24 protein-coding genes are annotated in these 24,324 nt (G+C 52.7%); 16 read left to right on the top strand and 8 right to left on the bottom strand.

The annotated features are described in order from the left end of the window. The first annotated feature begins 289 nt into the window (after positions 1-289). From EJP87_RS04325 to EJP87_RS04275, 11 genes are all read left to right on the top strand, one after another. Complete coding sequence (locus EJP87_RS04325; RefSeq protein ID WP_130470632.1) at positions 290-853, top strand: TlpA family protein disulfide reductase; 564 nt, start codon at positions 290-292, stop codon at positions 851-853. A 16-nt stretch (positions 854-869) separates the two neighbouring features. Further along, on the top strand, positions 870-1,214 hold the full coding sequence (gene cutA, locus EJP87_RS04320) for a divalent-cation tolerance protein CutA (RefSeq protein ID WP_193771136.1): 345 nt from the start codon (positions 870-872) through the stop codon (positions 1,212-1,214). 3 nt (positions 1,215-1,217) lie between these two features. After that, a complete protein-coding gene (locus tag EJP87_RS04315; RefSeq protein ID WP_130470631.1) occupies positions 1,218-1,952 on the top strand; it encodes a cytochrome c biogenesis CcdA family protein in 735 nt (244 codons plus the stop codon). 5 nt (positions 1,953-1,957) lie between these two features. Continuing rightward, complete coding sequence (pyrF, locus tag EJP87_RS04310; protein ID WP_193771135.1) at positions 1,958-2,914, top strand: orotidine-5'-phosphate decarboxylase; 957 nt, start codon at positions 1,958-1,960, stop codon at positions 2,912-2,914. 260 nt (positions 2,915-3,174) lie between these two features. Continuing rightward, on the top strand, positions 3,175-3,588 hold the full coding sequence (gene flgB / locus EJP87_RS04305) for a flagellar basal body rod protein FlgB (protein ID WP_193771134.1): 414 nt from the start codon (positions 3,175-3,177) through the stop codon (positions 3,586-3,588). A 221-nt stretch (positions 3,589-3,809) separates the two neighbouring features. Continuing rightward, positions 3,810-4,235, top strand: a complete 426-nt coding sequence (gene flgC, locus EJP87_RS04300; protein ID WP_130470628.1) for a flagellar basal body rod protein FlgC — start codon at positions 3,810-3,812, stop codon at positions 4,233-4,235. Between the two features lie 15 nt (positions 4,236-4,250). Beyond that, the gene (gene fliE, locus EJP87_RS04295) at positions 4,251-4,568 is read left to right on the top strand and encodes a flagellar hook-basal body complex protein FliE (RefSeq protein ID WP_130470627.1); all 318 of its coding nucleotides are present in this window, start codon (positions 4,251-4,253) and stop codon (positions 4,566-4,568) included. A 117-nt stretch (positions 4,569-4,685) separates the two neighbouring features. Further along, positions 4,686-6,329 (top strand): flagellar basal-body MS-ring/collar protein FliF, encoded by a 1,644-nt coding sequence (gene fliF / locus EJP87_RS04290; protein ID WP_130470626.1) that lies wholly within the window; start codon positions 4,686-4,688, stop codon positions 6,327-6,329. A gap of 229 nt (positions 6,330-6,558) precedes the next feature. Then, positions 6,559-7,632: a flagellar motor switch protein FliG gene (gene fliG / locus EJP87_RS04285; protein ID WP_130470625.1), complete on the top strand. Its 1,074-nt coding sequence runs from the start codon at positions 6,559-6,561 to the stop codon at positions 7,630-7,632. Between the two features lie 65 nt (positions 7,633-7,697). After that, complete coding sequence (locus tag EJP87_RS04280; RefSeq protein ID WP_130470624.1) at positions 7,698-9,056, top strand: FliH/SctL family protein; 1,359 nt, start codon at positions 7,698-7,700, stop codon at positions 9,054-9,056. After that, complete coding sequence (locus EJP87_RS04275) at positions 9,043-10,374, top strand: FliI/YscN family ATPase (RefSeq protein WP_130470623.1); 1,332 nt, start codon at positions 9,043-9,045, stop codon at positions 10,372-10,374. The genes EJP87_RS04280 and EJP87_RS04275 overlap by 14 nt, the downstream gene beginning before the upstream one ends. Before the next feature lie 129 nt (positions 10,375-10,503). Here EJP87_RS04275 and EJP87_RS04270 read toward each other — a convergent pair whose 3' ends face one another. From EJP87_RS04270 to EJP87_RS04235, 8 genes are all read right to left on the bottom strand, one after another. Beyond that, positions 10,504-11,832 (bottom strand): cold shock domain-containing protein, encoded by a 1,329-nt coding sequence (locus EJP87_RS04270; protein ID WP_130470622.1) that lies wholly within the window; start codon positions 11,830-11,832, stop codon positions 10,504-10,506. Continuing rightward, positions 11,829-12,461 carry a peptidylprolyl isomerase gene (locus EJP87_RS04265; protein WP_420886842.1) on the bottom strand — a complete coding sequence of 211 codons (633 nt, stop codon included), beginning with the start codon at positions 12,459-12,461 and terminating at the stop codon, positions 11,829-11,831. Before EJP87_RS04265 ends, EJP87_RS04270 begins: the two co-directional genes overlap by 4 nt. Positions 12,462-12,530: 69 nt before the next feature. Next, a complete protein-coding gene (locus tag EJP87_RS04260; RefSeq protein WP_130470620.1) occupies positions 12,531-13,463 on the bottom strand; it encodes a dihydroorotate dehydrogenase in 933 nt (310 codons plus the stop codon). 34 nt (positions 13,464-13,497) lie between these two features. After that, positions 13,498-14,895, bottom strand: a complete 1,398-nt coding sequence (locus EJP87_RS04255) for a phosphomannomutase/phosphoglucomutase (RefSeq protein ID WP_130470619.1) — start codon at positions 14,893-14,895, stop codon at positions 13,498-13,500. Continuing rightward, positions 14,888-16,207, bottom strand: coding sequence for a UDP-glucose dehydrogenase family protein (locus tag EJP87_RS04250; RefSeq protein WP_130470618.1), 1,320 nt, complete (start codon positions 16,205-16,207; stop codon positions 14,888-14,890). Before EJP87_RS04250 ends, EJP87_RS04255 begins: the two co-directional genes overlap by 8 nt. Before the next feature lie 15 nt (positions 16,208-16,222). After that, positions 16,223-17,146 carry a UTP--glucose-1-phosphate uridylyltransferase GalU gene (galU, locus tag EJP87_RS04245; protein ID WP_130470617.1) on the bottom strand — a complete coding sequence of 308 codons (924 nt, stop codon included), beginning with the start codon at positions 17,144-17,146 and terminating at the stop codon, positions 16,223-16,225. A 102-nt stretch (positions 17,147-17,248) separates the two neighbouring features. Further along, the gene (locus EJP87_RS04240) at positions 17,249-17,644 is read right to left on the bottom strand and encodes a c-type cytochrome domain-containing protein (RefSeq protein WP_227657449.1); all 396 of its coding nucleotides are present in this window, start codon (positions 17,642-17,644) and stop codon (positions 17,249-17,251) included. A 109-nt stretch (positions 17,645-17,753) separates the two neighbouring features. Then, entirely contained in the window at positions 17,754-19,919 is a 2,166-nt protein-coding gene (locus EJP87_RS04235; protein ID WP_193771133.1) for a putative bifunctional diguanylate cyclase/phosphodiesterase, read from the bottom strand. A gap of 376 nt (positions 19,920-20,295) precedes the next feature. On the opposite strand from EJP87_RS04235, the gene EJP87_RS04230 reads away from it, so the two are divergent. The 5 genes from EJP87_RS04230 to EJP87_RS04210 all read left to right on the top strand — a co-directional run. Next, on the top strand, positions 20,296-20,757 hold the full coding sequence (locus EJP87_RS04230) for a glycine zipper domain-containing protein (RefSeq protein ID WP_227657448.1): 462 nt from the start codon (positions 20,296-20,298) through the stop codon (positions 20,755-20,757). A gap of 192 nt (positions 20,758-20,949) precedes the next feature. Beyond that, positions 20,950-21,720, top strand: a complete 771-nt coding sequence (locus EJP87_RS04225) for a cytochrome c oxidase subunit 3 (RefSeq protein ID WP_193771132.1) — start codon at positions 20,950-20,952, stop codon at positions 21,718-21,720. Between the two features lie 62 nt (positions 21,721-21,782). Then, positions 21,783-22,571, top strand: coding sequence for an SCO family protein (locus EJP87_RS04220; protein ID WP_130470614.1), 789 nt, complete (start codon positions 21,783-21,785; stop codon positions 22,569-22,571). A gap of 11 nt (positions 22,572-22,582) precedes the next feature. After that, positions 22,583-23,317, top strand: a complete 735-nt coding sequence (locus tag EJP87_RS04215; RefSeq protein ID WP_193771131.1) for a cytochrome c oxidase subunit II — start codon at positions 22,583-22,585, stop codon at positions 23,315-23,317. 55 nt (positions 23,318-23,372) lie between these two features. Continuing rightward, positions 23,373-24,324 (top strand): cytochrome c oxidase subunit I (locus EJP87_RS04210; protein WP_193771130.1); only part of this gene is annotated, 952 nt, incomplete at its 3' end.

The following is a 24,324-nucleotide window of genomic DNA, read 5'->3' as shown; positions in this document are numbered from 1 at the left end:
GGGCGTCCGCCCTCCCAAAGAGTGCCCCTTTGGGGCACAAATCTGTGCGGCGTGCGCGAATGCTACGCATTCGCTTTTGTGAAACGCCGCACATTACCAGCAGGGCTTTGCCCTGCACCCACCAGGAGGAGACAATCTCCTCCTGGACCTCCATAATAGTTTTCTGATTTTCAAATGCGATTGCCCTGTATGATGACGCCAACCTGTTGACCTTTCAAGTAGCATATTGCAACATGATCCGCTTGTGCTGAGGTGATGGGCAGCCACCGCAAAAAACAGGAGGAGGAGTATGGCAGGTCAACCGTTCAATAATAAATGGTTTGTGCGTTCAGCCGGGAGCCTATTGCGTTTGGCGATTGTTTTGGCTTTCTGGTGGATTCTTCTGCCTGGGGCACAGGCGGGGGAGAGCTCAGCGGCCATGGAGTTGCTGTTTAATACGGTGGATGGCAAAAAGCTGCGCCTGGCCGATTTGCGTGGGCAGGTGGTGGTAGTCAATTTTTGGGCAACCTGGTGTCCTCCCTGTTTGGAAGAGATTCCAGAGTTGAATCAATTTCATGAACAGAATGCTGGCAAAGGGGCCATGGTTGTGGGGGTGACGTACATGGATCCCTCGACACCAGAGCAGTTGCGCAGCTTTCTTGCCAAGGAGGAGGTTCGCTATCCGGTGATTTATGGAGATTCGGTAAAATTAAACCAGTTGGCCAAAGAGTTGGGCGGGGTATTTGGTTTGCCGGTAAGCAAGCTGTTGGATCGTCAGGGAAAGGTGGTTGCGACCAAGATGGGAGGGGTGACGGCAGCAGCATTGCAGGATTGGGTCGCTTCCTATCTTGGCAAAGTGGCAGCCAGTAAATAGGGGAGAGGCTGAGGCGATGACAACGGAGATGCTCTTGGTGTGGAGCACGGTTGCCGACCAGGAAACTGGCTTGCGTTTGGGGCGGCAATTGGTTGAGGAGCAGTTGGTAGCCTGTGTGCATCTGTTGCCGGCAGGGCGCTCGATCTATCGTTGGCAGGGGGTTGTGCAGGAGGAGCAGGAGTGGACTCTGCTTATCAAAACACGGAGCTCCCTCTATCCACGGTTGGAGGAGCGTTTGCGCGAGCTGCATCCCTATGAGGTGCCAGAAATTGTGGCAACAGCCGTTGTGCAGGCGCAGGCCGATTATCTGGCTTGGTTGACAGAGATGGTTGTGGAGCCAAAAGAGACAGGGAGTGCGTAGGTTATGGAAAATGTGACAGTGGCTACCGCACTATTGGCGGGATTGCTCTCTTTTGTTTCGCCATGTGTTTTGCCGTTGGTGCCGGCTTATATCAGTTTTATGAGTGGTGTTTCGGTGGCAGGCATGCAGAGTGGGACAGAGCGGGGGGCGCAGCCTTGGCGGATTGCCTTGTTTAGCCTGTTTTTTGTCTCTGGTTTTGCCACAGTCTTTATTTTGTTGGGGGCTTCGGCGACACTGTTGAGTCGTTGGTTGCTGCAATATATGCAGATTTTGGCGCAAATTGGTGGGGGACTAATCATCCTGTTTGGCTTGCACTATATGGGTATTTTGCGTGTTGCCGTGTTGAATCAAGAGGCGCGCTTTAACCTGCAGCGCAAGCCACCGGGTTTGTGGGGAGCCTACCTGATTGGTCTGGCTTTTGCGTTTGGCTGGACGCCTTGTGTGGGGCCCATTCTGGCTGGTATTTTGGCAATTGCTGGCAGTCAGGAGAGTGTGCAGCAGGGGATTGTGTTATTGGCAGTCTATTCGGCTGGTTTGGGGATACCGTTTGTTTTAGCCGGGTTGGCTATCAACCATTTTTTCCTGTTTTTTTCGCGTATTCGTAACCATCTGCAGCGGATTGAACAGGTATCAGGAGGTCTGTTGGTGCTGGTAGGGCTATTGATCATGATGGGTGGTTTCAATCAAATTTCCGTTTGGTTGATGCAATGGTTTCCCGGTTTGGCCAAGATAGGGTGAGCAGGATGCAGGAGCAGAGATATTTTTCCGATCGTTTGTTGGAACGGGCAAGGCAGTGTCGTTCACGGGTGATTGTGGGTCTGGATCCCCAGATCGACGCCTTTCCGGGATATGTGCAGGAGAGATTGCAACAGGAAGCGGATCATGAGCTGCTGGAGGAGATGATTGTTGCCTTTAACCGGGTTGTGATAGAGGCGACGGCAGATCTGGCGGCGGCCTATAAGCCGCAGGCGGCATTTTATGAGCAGTATGGTTTTGCCGGTTTGCGCGCTTTACAGCGGACCATTGCCCTGCTACGGGAGCAGGGTTTGTTGGTGATCATGGATGCCAAGCGCAACGATGTGGCCCATACCGCTGCGGCATATGCGACAGCCTGGTTGGCACCACGCCATCCTCTCTTTGCGGAGGCCAACAGTTGGCAGGTAGATGCTTTGACGGTCAACGGCTATTTGGGCAGTGATGGTATTCGCCCTTTTCAGGAGGTCAACCGGAAAGCGGGATTGTTTGTATTAGCCAAGACCTCCAATCCCTCTTCTGGGGAGCTGCAGGATAGAGCATTATGCGAGGAGGGGGTGCCAGGATTGACGGTTGCGGAGAAAATGGCAACACTTGTTGCGCAGTGGGGCAAGGGAACGGAAGGCGAGGAAGGGTATGCCCAGGTAGGGATGGTGGTTGGGGCGACCTATCCCGAGATGGCACAACGCTTGCGGGGATTGGCGCCGCATGCACTGATTTTGTTGCCGGGGATTGGTGCTCAAGGAGGATCATTGCAGGCCATAGTTGCGGCTGCAGGAGAGCGGGGTAACGGAGCCTATGCAGCCTCTTCACGGGCGGTACTCTACCCCTATCATCCAGAGGAGCTGCGTGCAGCAAGTTGGCCAGAGGAGTGTGCCAAGCGGATTCGCCAGGTGGCACAACAGTTGCGGGAGAGGATTGAAGAGCAATTTGTTGGAAGCGCATAGTCACTCGATGTAGTGAAAATGGCTGGATGGGAGATCGCCTAACAATGTGAGAGATGCAGAGAAATTTGGTGAAATCGTATCCTAAAACGGAAAAATAAATTGCATTTTCTTGTGGGAATTGTCATTCTACCGGGCGGAGAGCGGTGTGTGCTGCCTATGCTCTGGTAAGGGTGTGGGTAAGCATCAGGATAATGTATTATTTTTTGCTCTCGTGCCGGGTTACAGCCAGGCAGGTGAGCAAAGGGGCCGGGGAGAGAGTGATGGCAGAGTTCAGTTTGCTGGGAGCGGCAGGGGAGTTTAAGGCCAATCTGCTGGATCTGCGGCAGCAGCGTCAGGAGATCATCACCTCCAATGTGGCCAATGCGGATACCCCGGGCTACAAGGCCAAGCGCTTTGAATTTGAAGATGTTTTGAAGGAGTCGCTTCCGCCGCGTGATGAGTTGCCGATGGCCAGAACCACCGTTTCGCATTTACCGAAAAGATATGAGGGGCCGGTGGCAGGTCGTTTGCAGGATGTGGAGACTCCGATTCCGAAAGGTGATGGCAACAGTGTCAATTTGGAGCAGGAGATGGCAATGCAATCTGCCAACCAACTGCTGTACAACTATGCAGCGCAGTCGTTAAGCAGTCAAATCAGCACGATGCGCATGATGATCGACGGCAATACACGCTAGTTGTCTTGCAAGACCTGAGAGCTTGTGAAGAAATCGTCGCGAGCAGGCTTATGGGCAGGGCGCAGGCGAATGAGCGACGAGACATATCAAGCAGATAGGCGAGGAGCGAATGAGTCTGCAACGCCGCCCATGAGCTGCACAGTAGATTTATTCACAAGCTCTGAGAGAGTTTGAGTGGTCAGGGATCATTCGTTGCAACAGATCAGCGGCAGGGGGTCAGGATGGATTTTTTGACGTCGTTTCGAGTAACGGCATCAGCTTTGACGGCGCAGCGGATGCGGATGAATATTACGGCAGAAAATGTGGCCAATGCACAGACCACGCGCACTGTGGAGGGTGGGCCATACAAGCGTCGTGATCCGGTATTTGCGGCACAACCGTTTGACGAGATGTTGAGTCAGGAGCAGATTGCTGGTTCGACAGGGGTTGCGGTGGAGAGGGTCCATATTGATGAACGTCCGCCACGGCGGCAATATGATCCGAGCCATCCTGATGCCAAGGCGGATGGATATGTCGAGATGCCGAATGTGGACACGGTCACAGAGATGGTCAACATGATGGCTGCTTCGCATGCGTATGAGGCCAATGTGACGGTATTGAATGCTTCCAAGGCGATGGCCTTGAAGGCGTTGGAAATTGGACGTTGATGAAGGAGGTGCAGCATGTCGTTGCATGGAGTATCGGGAGTGCCGTTGCCAAGCATGTTACCTTCTCTGACCAGCAGCGTAACGAGCAGCGGCAAGGGTGAGGCATGGGAAAGCTTTTCGACCATGCTGGCGCAGCAGATCAAAGAGACAGATCGGCTGCAAAAGGAATCCAAAGACTTGACGGAACGTGCTTTATTGGGTAATGCTGGTGTCAGCCTGCATGAGGCGCAGATTGCTGCTTCAGAAGCGGAGCTGCATTTGCGGTTATTGTTGCAGGTACGCAACAAGGCGTTGGAAGTATATCATGAGATCATGACGATGCCGACTGCATAGTCTATTGGCATTCTGGTGGCACTGATTCCGCTCAAATCTTGCTGTGGCAAAAGAGAAGAGGGAGTTGGTGTATAAGGTTGTACCATTCTGAAGTAGTGACTATGGAAACAAAATACCATGGCTGAATCACCCGCTGTCGCGCCTCAGACACCCATGAATTTGATTGATACGGTGACCCGCTATTTGGCACAGTTGCCATTAGGTGGTCGCAATGGGCTTATTTTGGCGATAGGAATGACCTTGTTGGCTTTGACCGTGATGATTTGGTTTGCCACACGGCCTGCCTACAAGATGTTGTTTTCTGGGTTGCCGCAGGAGGAGACGGGCCGGATCATCGAGCAATTGAACAAGATGAAGGTACCGTATCAGATTGGACCTGGTGGTACCTCGATTGATGTTCCGGCGGATCGGGTTTATGATTTGCGCCTGGAGTTGGCGACGCAGGGTTTGCCGAAGCAGGGCAGCAATGGTGTCGGTTTTGAGTTGTTTGACAAGAGCAACCTGGTGGGGATGACCGATTTCATGCAGCGCATGAATTATCAACGGGCCCTGCAGGGAGAGTTGGCGCGCACCATAGAGAGCATCAATTCGGTGCATACGGCACGGGTGCATCTGGTTCTGCCGAAGCCATCACTGTTTGTGACCGAGATGAAGCCGGCAACGGCATCGGTGATTATGGAGTTGTCGCGACCATTGCAGCCCAAGCAGGTAGAGGGGATTGTGCATTTGGTAGCCACAGCGGTAGAGGGGTTGGATGAAAGCAATGTCACCTTGCTGGATGGCAAGGGTAATTTGATTGCTGGCGGTCGCGGTTCTCCGAAGGATGGGCGTTTGGGGACCGAGGAGACCTTGACCCTGCAGCAGCAGGTGGAAAAGGGTCTGGAGGATCGGGCCCAGGCGATGTTGGACAAGGTGATTGGTATCAGTCCCAGTGGTGTCAGCCGCAGCATTGTGCGTATCACTGCTGAACTGGATCTGTCGCGCACCGAACGGCAGGAAGAGATTTATGATCCCACTGGCCAAGGTGGTGTACCGCGCAGTGAGCAATCGGTCAATGAAAACAGTCGCGGCGATTTCGGTGTTGGCGGTACGCCAGGAGTACGTGCCAACGATGCCAATGATACCGCCAAGAGTGGTTCCAGTGGTTCGACACAGAGTCGCAATACCGAACGCGACACGGTCAACTATGAAATTTCCAAGACCATCAATAAGATTTTGTTGCCAGTAGGTACCATTAAACGGTTATCGGTAGCGGTATTGGTCGATACACCAGAGGAGAGTACTTCAGGGGAGAAGACAGGCAACAAAAAACGCTCTGAAGAGGAGATGGTGCGTCTGCAGAAGATTGTCGAGCGTGCGGTTGGCTTTGACAACAAGCGTGGCGATACCATTGAGATGGCGAGCGTGCCCTTTGAGCGGGTACCAACAGCAGAAGATACTTCGCCACGTTTCTGGCAGTCGGCAGATTTTTGGCTGCAGTTCATGCTGGCTTCGGCAATTCTGGCGCTGTTGATTCTGGTGTTGAAGCCGATGATCGAGGAGTTTCTCACTGGCGAGCGGACGGCGGAGAGCACTGGTATTCCGGCTGCAGTTGCAGAGTTGGATCAGCAATTGGTGGCGGAGGGTGTTGGTGCGTTACCCTCTGAGGAGCCGATGCGGCTACGGACACCTGATCGCAGCATCAAGATGGCACAGCAGATGATCAACGACAATCCAGAAGAGGCACGCGAGATTATCCGCAGTTGGATGGCGCAAGATTAGAGCTGCTGTTCCCTATAACGAGAAGGTCGAAGAGCTTGATGCGTTCTCTTTGCTGGGAACGGAGGGCTGAATAGCGGCAAATTATCCTTTGCCACGCTCCATGGATCCAGCAACATCTGCTGCAACCAGCAGATGTTATGTGGCAAAAGCTTCAGAGTGATCAGTTGGCATAAAGAATAGTATTAGTCAATAGCTGAATGGATTTCTGTTTGCAGCGGATGGAGTGCATATGGACACACAGGCATGGGATAACAGTGGTGGTGATTCCGTTTCCCGGCGTGGAACCTCCGCAAAAATGCGGTTGAGTGGCAAAGAGAAGGCGGGGATATTTTTGTTATCCTTGCCGGATGAAGATGCCAAAAAGCTCATGGAGGGAATGCAGGAGAATGAACTGCGCGAAATTTCTCGAGTGATTTCGCGCATGGGGGTGATGCCACCCGATGCTGTGCAGGCAGTACGGCAGGAGTTTTTGGATAAGTTTGAGTTAAAAATGTTTGACGTGCGTGGTGGGCAGAATCGGGTTCGCGATTTGCTGACCAAGACGCTAGGCAAGGAGCGGGCACGTCAACTCTTGAAAGAGGTCCAGACCGGTCCCAAGAGTACTCCCTGGGAGGTCATGAACGGTATGGAGCCCGCTTTGGTAGCCACCTTTCTGGCTGCCGAGCATCCGCAGAGTGTCACCTTGATTATCTCCCAATTGCAACAAGAACATGCGGCGCAAGTAATCGATCATCTCAACACAGAGATGCAGCAGCAGGTTGTCTATCGTATGGCGCGCATGAATACGCTGCCCCCTGGTGCACTGGAGGATATTGAGGCTTCTTTGCTTACCGAGCTGAATGCCCTGGGTGTGGCACGTAGTGGACGGCAACAAGAGGGTGGTGGCACCAAGAAGGTGGCCGAGTTGTTGAACCTGATGAGTCGGGAGGTCTCCGACAAACTGTTGGCCTATTTGGACGAAGAGGACAATCCTTTGGCCGAAAGTGTGCGCAAAGAGATGTTCTTGTTTGAAGATTTGTTGCTGATGGATGATCGCAGCTTCCAGACCTTGCTGCGTGAGATTTCCAACGATGAACTGCTGACAGCGATGAAGGGTGCTGACGACCGTTTGCGCGAGAAATTTTTCCAAAACATGTCGGAGCGTGCAGCCGAAATGTTACGGGAAGATTTGGAGCTCCTGGGACCGGTCAAGGTTGTCGATGTGGAGTCCGCACAGCAATCTATTCTCAAAGCGGCGCGTCGTTTGGAAGCAGAAGGCTCGATTGTGATTATGGGCAAAGGTTCTGATGACATGGTGATGTAACCGGAGTTGCTGCTGGCAGTGACCGATGGTATAGCCGCAAAGATGACAGGTAGGGAAGGGGAGGCATGGCGGTAGTTAGTGACAGTGTCATCAAGCAGGAAGAGCTGGATGTCGAGCCGCAACGGGTCTCCTTTCGGGATCTGCTTGCTGACGCCGGAGCACAGCGGGAAAAATTTGTCCATTTTTTACCGGATGGAAGCTTGCCTGGCAGCGAGCAGGAGAGCAAACCGCCGGAGCTGTCTGTGGATGAGCTGCATCGGCGACGCTTGGAAGCCATTGAGCGCGAGACCTATCAAAAGGCGTTTGCTGCCGGAGAAGAGGCAGGATTGGCTTTAGGTGAGCAGGCGATGGAGCGTGAGATGTCGCGCCTGTTGCCGCAATTTGAGGCGGTTTTGCGGCAACTGGATGGTCTACCAAAGCGTATTTTTGCCAGTGCGGAACGCTTTTTGCTGGAGACAGCGATAACCCTGACGCGGGAGTTGGTCGCGCACGAGTTGACGATCAACCCGGAAGAGATTAGCCACCGGGTGCAACGTCTGTTGGAGCAGGCGGCTGGGCGACGCGATATAGTCATTTATGTGGCGCCGGACAGTGCGGCATTATTACAACAGTTGCCTGGTTTTGAAAAGTTGCGTATTGAAGCGGACGGTTCAGTGGGGCCGGGATCGGTACGCATGACCAGTGATTTTGGTGGCATGGAAGATGATTTGGAGCGGCAACTGGCCGATATGGAGGCTGGTATCCGCAGTTTTTTGCTGGATCGTTTGCTGGCCAGCGGTAACGAGGATATAGCGACAGCGACGACAGTGTATGCTTCGCGCCTGGCAGCGCAAGGTCGGCCTTTGCATCTTCCTGCAGTCAAGCCAGCCGCGGCCATACAGCCGCACGCGGGGGTGGCGGCAGCGCCACAGGTGCCGGCAGCAGCAGCGGCGGCCGGTGCAGCGCGTGCGGATGAGGGTGCCTGGCGCTCATCGGCTGCATCTGCGGTAGGGGCGGTACGCTTGGAAGAGATTGCGGGTGCGCTGGCAGAGCAAGAGAGAGATCAAGAAGAGGGGTGGCATCATCCCAGTCGCAGTGGATCCAGTTTGGTAGGCTCCTTTTTGGATGAAGAGGATGATGCCTCCTATATGGAAGAGACCATTGTGTCGACTGCCCTGTCAGGGAGAGTGAGTGCTTCCCACTGGGCGGAAAGTGAAGCGGAGCAGGATGGTGCTACAGCTTTGGAGGATGGTGCAGCAGTGGGGTTGGAAGAGCTTCCTCTTGTAGAAGAGCAGGATTTTGTATCCGGAGGGGAGGAACAGGATGCGGTTGATGGTGGCCCAGATGGCTTGAAGGCCAGCGCTGGCGCTTCCCTGGCCGAGGATGAGGCTGCTCTGGCACAACTGGCAGCAGAGTCACTGAAGGAAGACGATGAAGTCGCTTGACATTCCTTGGACCGATTATCAGCACTCTGCTCGTGGCAAGCTGGGTTTGTTGCGCACGGGTAAGGTTGTGCAGGTGGTGGGCCTATTGGTAGAGGGAGATGGTCCGGCGGCGTCCATCGGTGATATGTGTCAAATATGGCCGGAAGATGGCGCGGAGCCAATCAAGGCAGAAGTGGTTGGGTTTCGCAATAAATCTTTGTTGTTGATGCCTTTAGGACCATTGCGTGGCATTCATCCTGGCAGTCGCATAGTCTCCCATGGCCGTCCTGAAGATGTTGCGGTAGGGGAAGCGTTATTGGGGCGGGTCATCGATCCGATGGGGGGACCATTGGATGGGGGCCCGCTTTTGGTTTTGCCAGAGCGGGTACCGTTATATGCCGACCCGGTCAACCCCATGTTGCGGCGACGCATTGATTCAGTGATTGATCTGGGTGTGCGGGCGATTAATGGTTTGTTGACCATTGGGCAGGGGCAACGGGTAGGAATATTTTCTGGATCAGGTGTTGGTAAGAGTACCTTGTTGGGCATGATGGCGCGCTATACCACGGCAGATGTGAATGTGATTGCTCTGGTAGGTGAGCGTGGCCGTGAGGTTGTAGAGTTTATAGAGAAGGATTTAGGACCGGAGGGGATGGCGCGCTCGGTGGTAGTGGTTGCCACTTCGGATCAGCCCCCGTTATTGCGTTTACGGGCGGCATTTTTGGCGACATCCATAGCCGAATATTTTCGTGCGCGCAATCAGCATGTTTTATTGCTGATGGATTCGGTGACCCGTTTTGCCATGGCGCAACGTGAGGTGGGGTTGACACGAGGCGAGCCGCCGACGACACGCGGTTATCCGCCCTCTACATTCATGTTGCTGCCGCGTTTGCTGGAGCGGACAGGCCGTGATGGCGGGGATGGCAGTATTACCGGATTATATACCATTTTGGTTGAAGGGGATGATCTGCAAGATCCGGTAGCGGATGCGGTTCGCGGTATTCTGGATGGACATATCGTGCTATCCCGTGCCCTGGCCGCGGCCAACCAATATCCGGCAATTGATATTTTGGAGTCGTTGTCGCGTTTGATGGAGTCCCTGGTGGATGTCAAGCAGAAGCGCTGGGCAGGACGTTTTCGCGAGGCTTTAGCCACCTATAGCCGGGCAGAGGATATGATTAATATTGGTGCCTATGTGGCTGGCAGCAATCCGCAGATTGACAATGCGCTGAAGTTGATTACTCCGATTCGGAACTATTTACGGCAGCCGGTGGAGCAAGGATGTTCTATGGAAGAGAGTGTGCGGCAATTGGGTTCGATTTTTCCGGGCAGTGTCTGACGCGCGGATGGATCATGGTCCATTTTATTCCGCACAGTAACAACTGTGCTTTTTTTTGTCCTTTTCAAACAATATTTATCATGCTTGCATAATGTTCTGCGCTTTGCTGCCTGCTTTTGCTCGGCAACATTATTCTTTACGTTGTACAGAACGGATATTATTGGCGCGATAGGTGCCGTCTCTTCCGGGCGAGACCTCAAACTCAATCAATTCACCGGGTGCGGGGATATGTTCAGGATCGGTCAACTCTGAAACGTGGACATAGATATTGTTGCGACGGCATTTGGCAAATCCATAACCCTTGTCGGCAAAATAGACGGTAACAATCGCTTGCTCGATGGTGCCCAGAGAGAGATTATCACCAGTTTCGGTAGTATGCGGCAGTTTGTCACTGGGATGCAGGGTTATTTCGGTTGCGATCAGACCTTCAGATTCTGATCCCGACCCGACCACAAATTCTACCACATCGTTCATTCGCAGAGGCAGATGACGGCTGACATGCGGCAAGATCAAAAAGCGGATGACCTCTGAAGCCTGATTGCGAATGGTAATATAGCCGGAGCCATCGCTTGCCAGGTCGGCAACCTGACCGATCATTCTTCCACCCATGACCAGGACAGAGCAGGCTTGCGGACGTCCCTCTTTGCCCGGTTTGATCACAAATTGTACATGGTCGTTTTCTTGGATCACCGCCTGTCCAACAACATAACTCATATGGAAATAGATTTCGCGATATTCATTTTCATCGGAAAAATATTGAATAAAGCCAAAGCCTCGCTCTTTTTTAAATGCCGTCACCTTGCCAAACTGTACGGCTGGTTGTTCCGGTTCCTCTTCGCTTTTGCAACGAAACTCTCCCATCGGTTGGGAGGTATGGTAGTGATGGGCGACCGCCTGCCAGAAAATGGCATAGGAGCGCACTGGTGATTTAATTCCTTGCAGTTTGCACAGAGGCTGCTCGAAATAATACTCTTCCAAGGTTCTTTGCTGTTGCACACCCGCTTGGGACTGGATCGGCAGTAAGGAATCGGCGGACATGGGAGGATGATGCAACAAAACAGCATTCCCGTTGGCCCGTTCGCAGAGCTGTTGCGCAATATCGACCGCGGTGCCCAGATAGTCAAAAAGGCTATCGTCAATGGCAAAGCGATAATAAGGTCCACTGGCAACTGCTGCTTTGCAGGAGAAGCCAGTGGAGGCATAGGGTATTTTATGGATCAAGCTTTCCTGAATAGCGATGGCGCATTGCAGAGCTTGTTCCGTTTGCATAAAAGCTCCTAACAAGCCATCACCAAGGGAGCGCACCAGCTCACCCTCATGCAGAAGAACCTGTTCTTTGACAATCACATAAAAGCGGGTAAAAAGCGCTATCCAATCTGCTTCAGCAAAAGCTGATTTGAGTGCTTCCGTGTTATGGATGCGGATACAGCAAAACGATTTACAGGGGGTAGTAATCATGGCGGTGCGGAGGAACCCTGACCAGCCGCTGGTTGAGAGGAAGAGGGAGCAGCGCGGCGAATGGAGTGGATAATGACCTGTTCAGCAGGTACATCCTGCCAGCCGGTGCGCACAGCTTCGATACGTTCGACGACCTCCATGCCTTTTACAACCTGCCCAAAAACGGCATAGCCAAAGTCACGCGCACCATGATCGAGGAAGGAGTTGTCTGCCGCATTGATAAAAAATTGCGCGGTGGCACTATCCTTGTTGGAGGTGCGGGCCATAGAAATGGTGCCACGCAAATTTTTCAGACCATTATCGGCTTCGTTGCGGATGGCGGGATTGGTGCTCTTTTGTTGCATTTCAGTAGTAAATCCACCACCTTGGATCATAAAGCCTTTGATTACACGATGGAAGATGGTCCCGTCATAGAACTGGGCATCGACATAGTCGAGAAAATTTTTCACGGTGATGGGCGCTTTTTCTGCGTCCAGCGCGATGGTGATTTCACCAAGGGAAGTTGTCAGCACCACCATTTGTTTTCCTCCGGAGCTATTTGACGAATGCCCAGCCGTAGCAGCAGCATAGGCAGATTGGGAAAGGAGCAGACAGCAAGCAAAAAAGAGTGCAATAAAACGTGTCATCATTGGCATAAAATCCTGGCCGAAGTTGCGGTAGTAAATATTCCGATAGGGTGGCTACCGTGACGCTGCAGTTTAGGCAAGGTTCATGGCTCCCGTCAATGCCGCAACCGAAGAGAAGCCGTGATTCTCTAGATATTGCCGCAGTTGCTCATGGATGCGCTGTGGCAGCAGTGGATTACGAAACAGAGCCGTACCGATACCGACAGCGTTGGCGCCCGCCAGGAAAAACTCCACGGCATCTTCAGTGCAAGCTATTCCCCCTTGCCCGATTATGGGAATGCCAAGTGGTTTGGTCAATTGGTAGAGTTGCCAGACTTTGAGCAAGGCGATCGGTTTGATGGCAGGTCCAGAGAGTCCCCCTTGCCGATTGCCCAGGATCGGTTTTCTGCTATGAATATCGATAGCCATGCCCATCAAGGTATTAATGGCTGAGAAGGCGTCGCTCCCGGCATCGATGGCGGCGTGGGCGATGCTGCGAATATCGGTCACATTGGGGGAGAGTTTGGTGATAATCGGTTTGCTGGTTGCTTGGCGAACGGCCGCAACAACAGCGCCTGCGGCTTGGGGATCGGCGCCAAAGGCGGCACCTCCCTCTTTGACATTGGGGCAGGAAATATTGATTTCGATGGCAGCGACAGGGCTATTGTCAAACACTCTGGCCACTTCACCATATTCGGCAATGCTGGAGCCAGCGATATTGGCGATCAGTTTAGTGGGGAGATGGGCGATACGGGGCAGGATTTGTCCGACCACATATTTTGCTCCCGGATTTTGCAATCCAATGGCATTGAGCATGCCTGCAGGAGTTTCAGCCAGGCGTGGCGGAGCGTTGCCCAGGCGTGGCTCCAGTGTGGTACCCTTCAAGCAAATGGCACCGATTGAGGAAAAATCAAAGCCCTCAATGGCGGCAAACTCCTCTGCAAAGCCTGCACAGCCAGAGAGCAGGAGAAGGGGAGAGGCGAGGGTGATGCCTGCCACAGTAACGGAGAGCGGATTCGTCGTCATCAGAATGGGCAACCGAATGGAGCGCCAGCCACCATTATGCTTCCTGCCACTCAGGCAGCAGGATCTTTTCGTCGGCCAAGATAGCGGCCAGCTCCTGAGCCAAGAGTTGCAGGTGCTCACGACTGGTTGCTTCCATGCGTGCGACCAGGGCCGGTTGGGTGTTGGAGACTCGTAACAGCCACCAGCCTTGGGGGGTGTGCACGCGCACGCCATCTATGGCAGAGAATGAGCTGCCCTGTGCTTCCAGTTTGAGACGAATACGTTCCATGACCTGAAATTTGCGATCATCGGGACACTCCAGGCGCAATTCCGGCGAGGAGAAGCTTTCTGGCAAGTTGCGCAGACGCTCGGAGAGGGTTTCTGGACCACTGGCAACCAGTTCAATAAGACGCACTGCGGCATACAGAGCATCATCATAACCCAGGTAGCGGTCGGCGAAGAAAAGATGGCCACTCATCTCCCCACCAAGAGGAGCAGCGGTTTCACGCATTTTGGTTTTTACCAGGGAGTGCCCGGTTTTCCACATCAAAGGTTCACCACCGGCCTCGGCGACGGCATCAAAGAGCAGTTGCGAACATTTGACATCACCGATAATGGTGGCACCCGGCTGTTTGGCAAGGATTTGCCGGGCAAAGAGAATCATCAAGCGATCACCCCAGACGATTTTACCCTTTTCATCCAGGGCGCCGATACGATCACCATCTCCGTCAAAGGCGATACCTAATTCGGCATCAGTCTCCTGCATATGGTGCCAGAGAGCTTGCAGATTGGCGGGAATGGTGGGATCGGGGTGATGATTGGGAAAGTTGCCATCCACCTCGGCATAGAGCACCTCACCGGCCACGCCGGGTAGACGGTTTAACAGCTCAGGGGCGACGACGCCAGTGGCGCCATTGCCGCAATCGAGCACAACCTGGATGGAGCGTCCGGGGGAATAGTCAGCCAAGATACGTTGCAGATAGCGCTCCAAGACCCGACCGCTGCGGATTTCTGCTGCTTCTGGGAGAGGAACAGCCCCGTTTTGCAGACGCTGACGAAGGAGCTGGATCTCTTGGCCATAGACCGAGCGTCCGTCGCGCACCATCTTCAGGCCATTATACTCTGGGGGATTATGGCTGCCGGTGAGCATAATGGCGGCATCGGCGTTGAAATGGTGGTTGGCAAAATAGAGGGCTGGGGTGGGCAGCAAACCGCAATCGATGACAATGGCACCACCATATGCCAACCCTTCTGCCAAGGCTTTGGCCAGGGAAGGAGAGGAGTGGCGGCCATCGCGACCGATTACAATCGTCATGGGTTCGCTGCGACTGCGCAGTTCTTGAACATGAGCGGCAAAGACAATCCCCAAATCGCGGACCAGGGATTCAGAGAGTTCGCTTCCAGCGACGCCACGAATGTCATATTCCCGGAAGATATGTGCAAGATTAACCACGTCCTACTCCTACATAAAGAAAACCGGCCTGGCGCAGAGTTTCAGGGACATAGATATTGCGCAGGTCACAAAAAAGATAGCGGCCATCCGGCCGCGGCCGCATGGAAGCTTGGATACGAGCCAGATCCAGATTGCGAAATTGGTTCCACTCGGTCAAGATGATCACGGCATCGGCATTTTGGCAAGCTTCATAAGCGTTATGGCAATAGTGCAGATCAGGCAGATGGCGGCGGGCCGCGGCCATTCCTTCTGGATCGAAGACCTGCAGCGTGGCACCCTGTTCCTGCAAGATGGGCAGGATGGTCAAAGCGGGAGCTTCGCGCATATCATCCGTATTGGGTTTGAAGGTCAAGCCCAAGACAGCCAGGGTGCTTTTGTGCAATTCGCCATTCATGGCACGGATAATTTTGTGGGCCATGCGCTGTTTTTGCAGGTCGTTGGCAGCGATGACACTTTCGACAATGGTTACTGGTTCATTATGCAGTGCGGCGGTACGGGTCAGAGCAATGGTATCTTTGGGGAAGCAGGAGCCACCATAGCCTGGGCCGGGATGGAGAAATTTATTGCCGATGCGCCGATCGAGTCCCATCCCTTTGGCAACCGCATGCACATCGGCTCCCACCGCTTCGCAGAGGTTGGCGATTTGGTTGATGAACATGATTTTGGTGGCCAGAAAAGCGTTGGCGGCATATTTGGTCAGTTCGGCGGTGACGATATTGGTTACCAGAATGGGTGTCTCAATCAGATAGAGCGGGCGGTAGAGACTGCGCAAAGCGGTTTCGGCGCGGCTCTCTTCGACCCCTATGACCACCCGATCAGGGCGCATAAAATCCTCGATGGCAGAGCCCTCACGCAAAAATTCCGGGTTGGAAGCCATGGCAAAATCGGCTTCTGGATTGGTTTCCCGGATGATGGCCGCCACTTGCGCACCGGTACCGACTGGCACAGTGGATTTGGTAACGACGGTGGTAAAATTTTTGATATGGGGGGCCACCTGTCTGGCCGCTTCATAAACATATTGCAGATCTGCCGCCCCATCGCCACGCCTCTCTGGGGTGCCGACAGCGATAAAGATCAACTCGCTTTGGCGCACCGCTTCAGGCAAGGAGGTGGTAAAATGAAGGCGTCCGGCAGCGCTGTTGCGTTCGACCAGCAGATCAAGCCCAGGCTCAAAAATAGGGATTTCACCCCGTTGCAGGCGTGCGACCTTGTCGGCATCGTTATCGACGCAGGTAACATCGATGCCAAATTCGGAGAAGCAGGCACCTGAGACCAGTCCGACATATCCTGAACCGATGATGGTAATGCGCATACCCGATCCTGTCTGTTAAGAGTTGGTTGAGCTGGCAGGTTGGGTTTGCCAATGGCTGAGTTGGGTATTCAGGAACGGCAAGAGACGGGTACGCATTTCCGGTTGTTCCATGGCGAGAGCCAGATTGGCCATTTGGAAACCAACCTTGTCTCCACAGTCGTAACGTGTGCCTTGGAAGAGAAAGCCATAGATGGGATGGTTTTGCATCAGCATTGCCATGGCATCAGTAAGTTGAATTTCACCTCCGGCCCCGGTCTGTTTTTTGCCCAGGAGAGAGAAAATTTCTGGGCGCAAAATATAGCGGCCGATGATGGCCAAACGCGAAGGAGCGAGATGGGGAGCAGGTTTTTCGACCAATCCTTTGGCTTGCACCAGAGGGGATGTGGAGGATTCTGGAGCGGTGAGGGGGTCGAGAATGCCATATTTATTGGTCTCCTGGGCCTCGACATTCATGATGGCGACCATGGAGTGTTGCAAGGATTCATACTGGTCGCACATCTGTTTCATGACGGGAGGATGTTGTGGACCAGACCAGACCAGATCATCTGGGAGCAGGATAGCAAAGGGACCATCACCGACCAGATGACGGGCACACCAAATGGCATGACCAAGCCCCAATGGTTCATTTTGCCGGGTATAGATCAGGCATCCAGCAGAGGGAACCAATGAACGGATCTGTTGCAAGGGATCCTGGCGGTTGCGATTGCGCAGAGACTCTTCCAATTCAGGGGTATAGTCAAAATGGTCGGCCAACATCTCTTTGCCGCGCCCGGTGACGAAGATGATGCGTTCGATGCCAGCAGCGAAGGCCTCTTCTACGGCATACTGGACCAGTGGTTTGTCCACAACGGTCAACATCTCTTTGGGCATGGCTTTGGTAGCGGGCAGGAAGCGAGTTCCCAAACCGGCAACGGGGATAACAGCAGTGCGAGGTCTCATCCGAAAAATGTGCTCACATATATAAGAGGGAGGGCGCACGTCCTTGTGTAGAGGCCGAGGTTACAGCCTTGACAACCCGGTATACAGGCGTGGACATGTGGACTAATTGTTTTTGGCGCCTTGGGTGACCCAATTCCGCAATACTTGAATTTCGCACGGGGTGAGGCGCTTGCGGTTATGGGGCATACGAATACCAGCGCGACCTTCAACCAGGACGTTGAGATTGCTGACCATGGCGTTGCCGGGAACGACGACAGGTCCGAAGCGAGTTCCCTTCATCAACCCTTCATAGCTTTCCAGGTTAAGACCGCTGTAGGCGACGCCGGGACCATCGGCACGGTGGCATTCCAGACAACGGTATTGCAGGATGGGCATCACATCACTTTTGAAACTCACCAAAGAGCTCTCTTCGGCGGTCGATCCCGTGGCAGCGAACGCCAGGGATGCGGAGAGGATTGCCCACATCAACCCGGTTTTTTTTCTGGAATATCCGTGCATCGGTTTCTCCTTGCGGTTGAATTTTGCAACCCCGGTTTGCGGGGTATGGTTGTTTTTTGTGTGCGGCTTCCCAGTTTCAGCGTTGGGTCCGATCCATTGGTAAAGTGTATTATAACGGCTTTTTTTCCTGAAGCAAACGAACAAAAGCATCGGCGGGCAGTGGCCGACTATAGAAGAATCCTTGGATTTCGTCGATGCGATTTTCAGCAATAAAATCTAGTTGTTCTTTATTTTCTACTCCTTCAGCGACCACTTGCAGGCGCAGACTTTTGCCCATGGCGACGATAGCACGGACGATAGCGACATCATCGGCATGGTGTGGCAGATCCCGAATAAAGGAGCGATCGATTTTTAGTGTTTGGATGGGAAAGCGTTTGAGATAACTCAATGAGGAGTAGCCGGTACCGAAATCATCCATGGCGATGGAGAGGCCGAGGGAGCGCAATTGGGTGAGCACCTGGATAGCCTCTTCGACATTTTCGACCATCATGCTTTCGGTAATTTCCAGTTCCAGGGAGTCAGCAGAGAGGCCGGTTTCCTGGAGGACATTGGCAATCAGGGCATAAAGACCGGGTTGGCGAAATTGGCGTGCGGAGAGGTTGACGGCCACTTTGAGGGGGGCAAATCCGGCATCGAGCCAGACGCGGGTTTGTCGGCAGGCGGTCTGCAAGATCCATTCACCCATAGGAATGACCAAACCGCTCTCTTCCGCGATAGGGATAAATTCACCGGGGGAGACCATGCCACTGGTCGGATGATTCCAGCGTACCAGAGCTTCCATGCCCACGATGCGATTGTTTTGCACATCCACTTTCGGTTGGTAGTGGAGGACAAACTGCTGGTTATCGATTGCGGCGCGCAGATCTTTTTCCATCATCAGGCGACGATCCACCTGATCACCCATGGCTGGTTTATAAAACTGATAGGTATCGCGACCGGCATTTTTAGCGCGGGTCAGGGCGATTTCTGCATTTTTGACCAAGGCCAGAGGCTGTTCGCCGTCGTCGGGGTAGAGAGTGATCCCGATACTGGTGGTTATATGCAGTTCGGTTTGACCAACCATGAAGGGGTGGGCGATAGCTTTGACCAGTTTATTGACCACCACCAGAGCATCTTCGGGTTGCCGAATTTCACGCAGGATAAAGGCAAATGAGTCGCCTCCCATACGGGCGAGGGTATCCCCTTCGCGGATAAAATCGCGCAGACGTCCGGCAATATCTTGCAGGAGTTGGTCACCGCTCAAAAAGTTCAATTGATTATTGATGTTTTGAAAACGATCAATATCGAAGAAAAGGACGACCATGCGGGTATTACTGCGGCTGGCGTGGCCGATGGCCTGGGCCAGGCGATCCATGAACAGATCCCGGTTGGGCAAACCGGTCAAGGTATCGTGTTGCCCGGCGTAGCGGAGAGCTTGATCTCTTGCTTGCAGTGGGGTGAGATCATGGAAGACGCTGATATAGTGGCTGGCTTGTCCGCTATGGTCACGAATGGCAGTGATGGTAGCAAATTGCGGATAGGCTTCGCCATTTTTGCGGCGATTCCACAGCTCCCCTTTCCAGTGTCCATGATCGGAAATCTCCTGCCACATTTTTTCGTAGAAGGAGTGTTTTTGGCGGTTGGAACGCAACAGACGTGGTGTTTGCCCGATTGCTTCAGCGGCAGAGAAGCCGGTAATCGCCGTGAAGGCGGGATTGACGGCCAATATTTTGCCGGTACGATCGGTGATCATGACCCCTTCGACGGCATGTTCGAGGACATTTTGGGTGATGCTGAGCTGCTTTTCAGCCTCGGTGAGTGCGCCTTCAAAAATGGTGGTAACAATTTTCAGGCGCTCTTCTGTTTGCTGTTTTTGTTGCGAGAGCTGTTGAATGGTCAGCAAATCGCGATAGCCGCGCAAGGCGACGGTTACGGCACTGATCAGTTTTTGACTGGTCAGTTCGGTTTTTTCCCGATAATCATTGATGTCATATTCGGCAATAACCTTTAACTCGGGGGCCTGTCCCGCCTGACCGGTACGGAGGATGATGCGTACCAGGGAGTTGCGGATCTGTTCACGAATTTGCCGGACCAGGTGCAAGCCGGCATGATCGGTCTCCATGACCACATCCAACAACAGTACTGCGACATCAGAATATTTTAATAACAGCGCATAGGCTTCGCTGGCGGAATAGGCATGCAAAAAGGTGACGGGGCGGTGGTCAAAACGGAGATCGCGCAAGACGAGACGAGTGAGTTTATGGACATCTTCGTCATCATCAACAACCAGAATCAACCATGGCTCATGAAGAGGTTCTGCAACAACAACGCTTGCAGAGTGCTGAGGCATTTCAGGTGGATATAAACTGTTTGCTTGTTCCTGCTTATCCGACATAAGAAATAGCTCATTCATCATGTGCTGTCGTGCCGGGTCCGCTGCCGAAAGAGGTGTCAGAGCGGCACAATGTTGACGAAATCCAAGGCAACCAAGTGACCCTGAGTCTGACATGTTTTATGGAAAATAGCCAGTCAATTTCCAGGAGCAGCAAAGTGCGCATCAACTTTGCATTAATACGAATGTAGATGGTTGGCAATGGATAATATTGTTTGCCCTTGTTTCCTGTTGGTTGTGGGTTGCATTGGCATTGCTTGAGAATCTGGAGGAATGAGAGATGGGAGAAATGAAGCAAAAATCATGGGCCGGTGTGTTCTTGTTGGTTGGCACACTGTTTTGTCAAGGATGTGTAGAGAATCGTGCCCAAGCAGGGGCTGGGGTTGGGGCGTTGGGTGGTGGATTGCTGGGCAGTCTGGCTGGTCCGGCCAAAAATCGCGGTCAAAATGCTTTGATTGGAGCGGCGGTGGGTGGATTGGCAGGTTATGCAGTTGGCAACGAAATGGATAAACAGGATCGGCAACGGATCAATCATGCCTATGAGCGGTTGCCAGACAACCAGCCGACAGCTTGGACCAATCCCAATAATGGCCACCATTACAGCGTGACCCCGCGCTCAACCACCCAGAATGCTGCGGGTCAACCATGTCGTCAGGCAGAAATAGAATCCATTATTGATGGAAGAAGAGAAACAGTTGTCAAAATGGCCTGCCGACGTCCCGACGGTACGTGGGAGTTTTGACGAAAGCCAGAGAAAAATCTGTAGGCGAAAACCGGCTATGTACAAAAAAAATGTGATTTTTGCGGGATGGCAAAAAACAAATTGACAAATGCCGGGTGGGAAGTTATCTTTTTGCCATTCTTGAGTGGGTTGTGTTCTGTTGTAAAATACAGGGCGCAATGGGCGATGCTAACCGGGTATAGGAGTTGGATTATGGCAAATTCCGCGTCAGGCCATGGGCATGTACATCACTGGGAAACCAGTGTGGCGCCACTGTTGATTGTGGGCGGGGTATTGTTCTTGGTCGTTTTCGGTTTTATCGGTTGGTTCAGCTATAACAGTGCCATGTTGGCCATTGTCAGTGCTGGCCTTGGGACACCGTTATTGATTGCGGGGATTGCCAAGTGGACAGGGGAAGCCTTGACCCACAAGCCTTTGGTTGAAGGTTTGTCGCCGATTGCTCTGCCTCTGTTCATTATCTCGGAGGTTTTTATCTTTCTGTCGATCTTTGCTGGCTACTGGACCATGCGCTTGTCGGCTGGTGCCGATTGGCCGCCAGCAGGGACACCCACAGACATGAATCTGGTACTGCCGATTATCATGACTGTGATTCTGGTGACCTCCAGCCTGACCTATCATGTGGCCGAGGTCAAACTCGAACAAAATGATCAGGCGGGATTTCGCTCCTGGGTATTAATCTCCATTGTGCTGGGTGTGGTTTTCTTGGGCTGCACAGTTTATGAATACAGCCACCTGCTGCACATGAAGTTTACCCCCTCCACCAATGCCTACAGCTCGGCCTTTTATTCCATCACCGGCTTTCATGCTTCCCATGTTTTGGTTGGAATTGGTGTCTTCCTGACCATTCTGCTGGCGGCCATGAAGGGTCTGACCAATAAATATTTGACCTTCTGCGCAGGATTATACTGGCACTTTGTCGATATCGTTTGGTTCTTTGTCGCCTCTCAAGTCTACTACTGGTAGAAGCGGGTTCAGGTCGAAACATGGGATGCCGCAATTGGATTTGGCTGTGCCTGTTTATTTGGATGGCCGGTGCCGCAGAGGCACTGGCCTTTTCCAAACCAACTGAAAATTCGGAAATTGATCCCAATCTGTTTCGCATCGATCAGGAAAAGTTTTTAGGTGTCCGCTTCGGCAAGGATGTGACGCTGATTACCGAAGATGGTGGCCTTCTGCCGTTTGAGCAATTTCCAGAACGGCCCTTTATCTTGGTGCCTGCCTACTATACCTGTGATGGATCCTGCTTTACGGTAGGCGGGGCGCTGCGCACTTTGTTGAAAGATGTCAAGGCGCTGCGCATAGTGGATGATTATAACGTGCTGTTTGTCTCTTTTGACAAGAACGATACAGTAAATACGATAGACTCTTTTCGTAAATATCTGGGCTTGTCCAAAGAGCAGACTCCGGGATGGTATGTCACACTTTTCCGTGACCCGGAGAGGATACAGCCAGAGATGGCCAGATTTGGCTATAAATTTTTTTGGTCGCCACGCGATAAGACCTTTTTTCACCCGACCGTCATTTTGATCATGAATGGTGAGGGGCGAGTGGCGCGTTATCTGAATATTATGAATGCTACAGCAAAAGATATTGAGTTGGCGTTGCTGGAGGCCAAGTCGAATCAATTCAAGCCCTCGGAAACGCTCGATTATTTGGTAAGTCTTTGCTATAGCTATAATTTCAAGGAAGGTCGTTATACGGTTAACATACCGGTTTTTATTGGTGCCGGATCATTCGTATTGGGGATTGGATTGCTGCTGGGGTCGTTAGGCATTTATCGCCTGATACATCGTCGCAAGAACACTAGACAATGAGGAGAACATTCATGAAACGGGTAGTTTCCGCGATGGCCATGTTGGGCCTCGGGTTGACGGCTATCCTGGCGCAGGCAGGCGCGCCAGGGGCGACGCCAGACCCTGCAGCCAGTTGGAACCATCTGTGGCGTGACGTATTAATCGATTTATTTATTATTGGTGCGGTATTTCTTGCAGCGGGTCTGTATTGGGTCTTCAAATACCGGGCAACAAGCGAAGGGCAGGTTGGTGATGCTCCACAACTGAGCAAGTTGGCTGCCATCAGCTTTGCTGCCGTTCCGGCATTTTTGTTTATGGCCGATGACTTTTATCTGGCTGCGAAAGGGTGGACGGTCTGGAACGAGTATCGCAATGTACCGCGCAATGCTCTGGAAGTAAAAGTGACCGGCAGCATGTGGACCTGGAGTTTTGAATATGAGAATGGCGTAACCACCATTTTCGATCCCGACTCCAAAACCGGAGATGGTCTGGTTGTTCCCGTAGGAAAACCGGTTGTTTTGCGTATGAATTCGGTAGATGTGGTGCACTCATTCTTTTTGCCAGAGCATCGGGTAAAAGAGGATCTGATGCCGGGTCGGGTCACCTATTTATGGTTCCAGCCCAAGGCGGCAGGGGAGACAATTGCCACCTGTGCAGAATATTGCGGCAACCGTCACTCTTTCATGTGGACCAAGGTGAAAGCGATCCCGCAAGCTGAGTTTGACCAATGGTTGGCCAAGATGAAGCAAGGCGGCCAGGGCGCCTGATTAAGATACGTCGCACTTATGACCTTCAACGGATAATTCGGAAGGATTGGATCGTATGAGTACAGCATCGTCGGGATTCAAACTGTCGGAATGGATCTTTACCACCGACCACAAGAGGATTGGCATTCTCTATTTGATTGGTTCGATTGCCGCCTTTGCCATTGCAGGTATTATGGCACTGTTGATTCGTATTGAGCAGATGTCACCTGGGGCAACCATTGTTTCAGATGTCTATACAGGTGGTGACCAATATAATGTGTGGCTCTATTTTCATGGTGCGGCCATGATTTTGGGCTTCCTGATTCCCGGGCTGACCGGGTTTGCCGCCAACTATCTGATTCCGCTGATGATCGGCGCCAAGGATGTGGCTTTTCCGCGCATCAATGCCCTGTCGGTCTGGCTGTTCTGGGCGGGAATCGTGGTGGCTCTGCTGACCTTTGTGGTGCCAGACAAACCAGATATTATGTGGACGGGCTATCCGCCTTACTCCATCAAGAGTGGTGGCAACCTGGCGCTCTATGTCTTTACTGTGCATTTGATCGGTTTTTCGTCGATCCTGGCATCGGTCAACTTTCTGGTTACCATCATCTATATGCGTGCTCCGGGAATGGGCTGGATGCAGTTGAACATGTTTATCTGGGGTTGTTTCACAGCTTTGATCATTCAGTTGGTTTTTGTACCGGTGTTGGCTGCTGCCGTGACTTTGCTGCTCTTTGATCGTTATCTGGGCACCCATTTTTATGATCCAGCCAATGGTGGTGATGTACTGTTGTATCAAAACCTGTTCTGGTTCTATTCACATCCGGCGGTTTATGTCATCTTCCTGCCGGCGATGGGTATTTTCTATGAGATCTATGCCACCATGGCCAAAAACCGCATCTTCAACTATAAAGCTGCGGTCTATGGCATGATCGGTATCGTAGTGGTTTCGGGAGAGGTGTGGGTGCATCATCTGTACTATTCTGGAATGCCGGACTGGATCCGCATCGGTCAGATGGTTACTACCT

This window comes from Candidatus Magnetaquicoccus inordinatus, from assembly GCF_004217665.1.
GTDB classification, from domain to species: Bacteria; Pseudomonadota; Magnetococcia; order Magnetococcales; family Magnetaquicoccaceae; genus Magnetaquicoccus; species Magnetaquicoccus inordinatus.
The sequence above is the reverse complement of the archived record's forward strand: the minus strand, read 5'-3'. Positions and strand labels throughout refer to the sequence as shown.

What these genes read in the sequence shown, in the direction of transcription:
- EJP87_RS04220 (WP_130470614.1), top strand. Translation starts at nt 21,783, where the DNA reads ATGGCCGGTGCCGCAGAGGCACTGGCCTTTTCCAAACCAACTGAAAAT.
- flgB (WP_193771134.1), top strand. Translation starts at nt 3,175, where the DNA reads ATGGCAGAGTTCAGTTTGCTGGGAGCGGCAGGGGAGTTTAAGGCCAAT.
- flgC (WP_130470628.1), top strand. Translation starts at nt 3,810, where the DNA reads ATGGATTTTTTGACGTCGTTTCGAGTAACGGCATCAGCTTTGACGGCG.
- EJP87_RS04265 (WP_420886842.1), bottom strand. Translation starts at nt 12,461, where the DNA reads ATGATGACACGTTTTATTGCACTCTTTTTTGCTTGCTGTCTGCTCCTT.
- EJP87_RS04280 (WP_130470624.1), top strand. Translation starts at nt 7,698, where the DNA reads ATGGCGGTAGTTAGTGACAGTGTCATCAAGCAGGAAGAGCTGGATGTC.
- EJP87_RS04250 (WP_130470618.1), bottom strand. Translation starts at nt 16,207, where the DNA reads ATGCGCATTACCATCATCGGTTCAGGATATGTCGGACTGGTCTCAGGT.
- EJP87_RS04260 (WP_130470620.1), bottom strand. Translation starts at nt 13,463, where the DNA reads ATGACGACGAATCCGCTCTCCGTTACTGTGGCAGGCATCACCCTCGCC.
- EJP87_RS04315 (WP_130470631.1), top strand. Translation starts at nt 1,218, where the DNA reads ATGGAAAATGTGACAGTGGCTACCGCACTATTGGCGGGATTGCTCTCT.
- cutA (WP_193771136.1), top strand. Translation starts at nt 870, where the DNA reads ATGACAACGGAGATGCTCTTGGTGTGGAGCACGGTTGCCGACCAGGAA.
- fliG (WP_130470625.1), top strand. Translation starts at nt 6,559, where the DNA reads ATGGACACACAGGCATGGGATAACAGTGGTGGTGATTCCGTTTCCCGG.
- EJP87_RS04225 (WP_193771132.1), top strand. Translation starts at nt 20,950, where the DNA reads ATGGCAAATTCCGCGTCAGGCCATGGGCATGTACATCACTGGGAAACC.
- fliE (WP_130470627.1), top strand. Translation starts at nt 4,251, where the DNA reads ATGTCGTTGCATGGAGTATCGGGAGTGCCGTTGCCAAGCATGTTACCT.
- EJP87_RS04270 (WP_130470622.1), bottom strand. Translation starts at nt 11,832, where the DNA reads ATGATTACTACCCCCTGTAAATCGTTTTGCTGTATCCGCATCCATAAC.
- fliF (WP_130470626.1), top strand. Translation starts at nt 4,686, where the DNA reads ATGGCTGAATCACCCGCTGTCGCGCCTCAGACACCCATGAATTTGATT.
- EJP87_RS04215 (WP_193771131.1), top strand. Translation starts at nt 22,583, where the DNA reads ATGAAACGGGTAGTTTCCGCGATGGCCATGTTGGGCCTCGGGTTGACG.
- EJP87_RS04230 (WP_227657448.1), top strand. Translation starts at nt 20,296, where the DNA reads ATGGGAGAAATGAAGCAAAAATCATGGGCCGGTGTGTTCTTGTTGGTT.
- EJP87_RS04275 (WP_130470623.1), top strand. Translation starts at nt 9,043, where the DNA reads ATGAAGTCGCTTGACATTCCTTGGACCGATTATCAGCACTCTGCTCGT.
- pyrF (WP_193771135.1), top strand. Translation starts at nt 1,958, where the DNA reads ATGCAGGAGCAGAGATATTTTTCCGATCGTTTGTTGGAACGGGCAAGG.
- galU (WP_130470617.1), bottom strand. Translation starts at nt 17,146, where the DNA reads ATGAGACCTCGCACTGCTGTTATCCCCGTTGCCGGTTTGGGAACTCGC.
- EJP87_RS04240 (WP_227657449.1), bottom strand. Translation starts at nt 17,644, where the DNA reads ATGCACGGATATTCCAGAAAAAAAACCGGGTTGATGTGGGCAATCCTC.
- EJP87_RS04325 (WP_130470632.1), top strand. Translation starts at nt 290, where the DNA reads ATGGCAGGTCAACCGTTCAATAATAAATGGTTTGTGCGTTCAGCCGGG.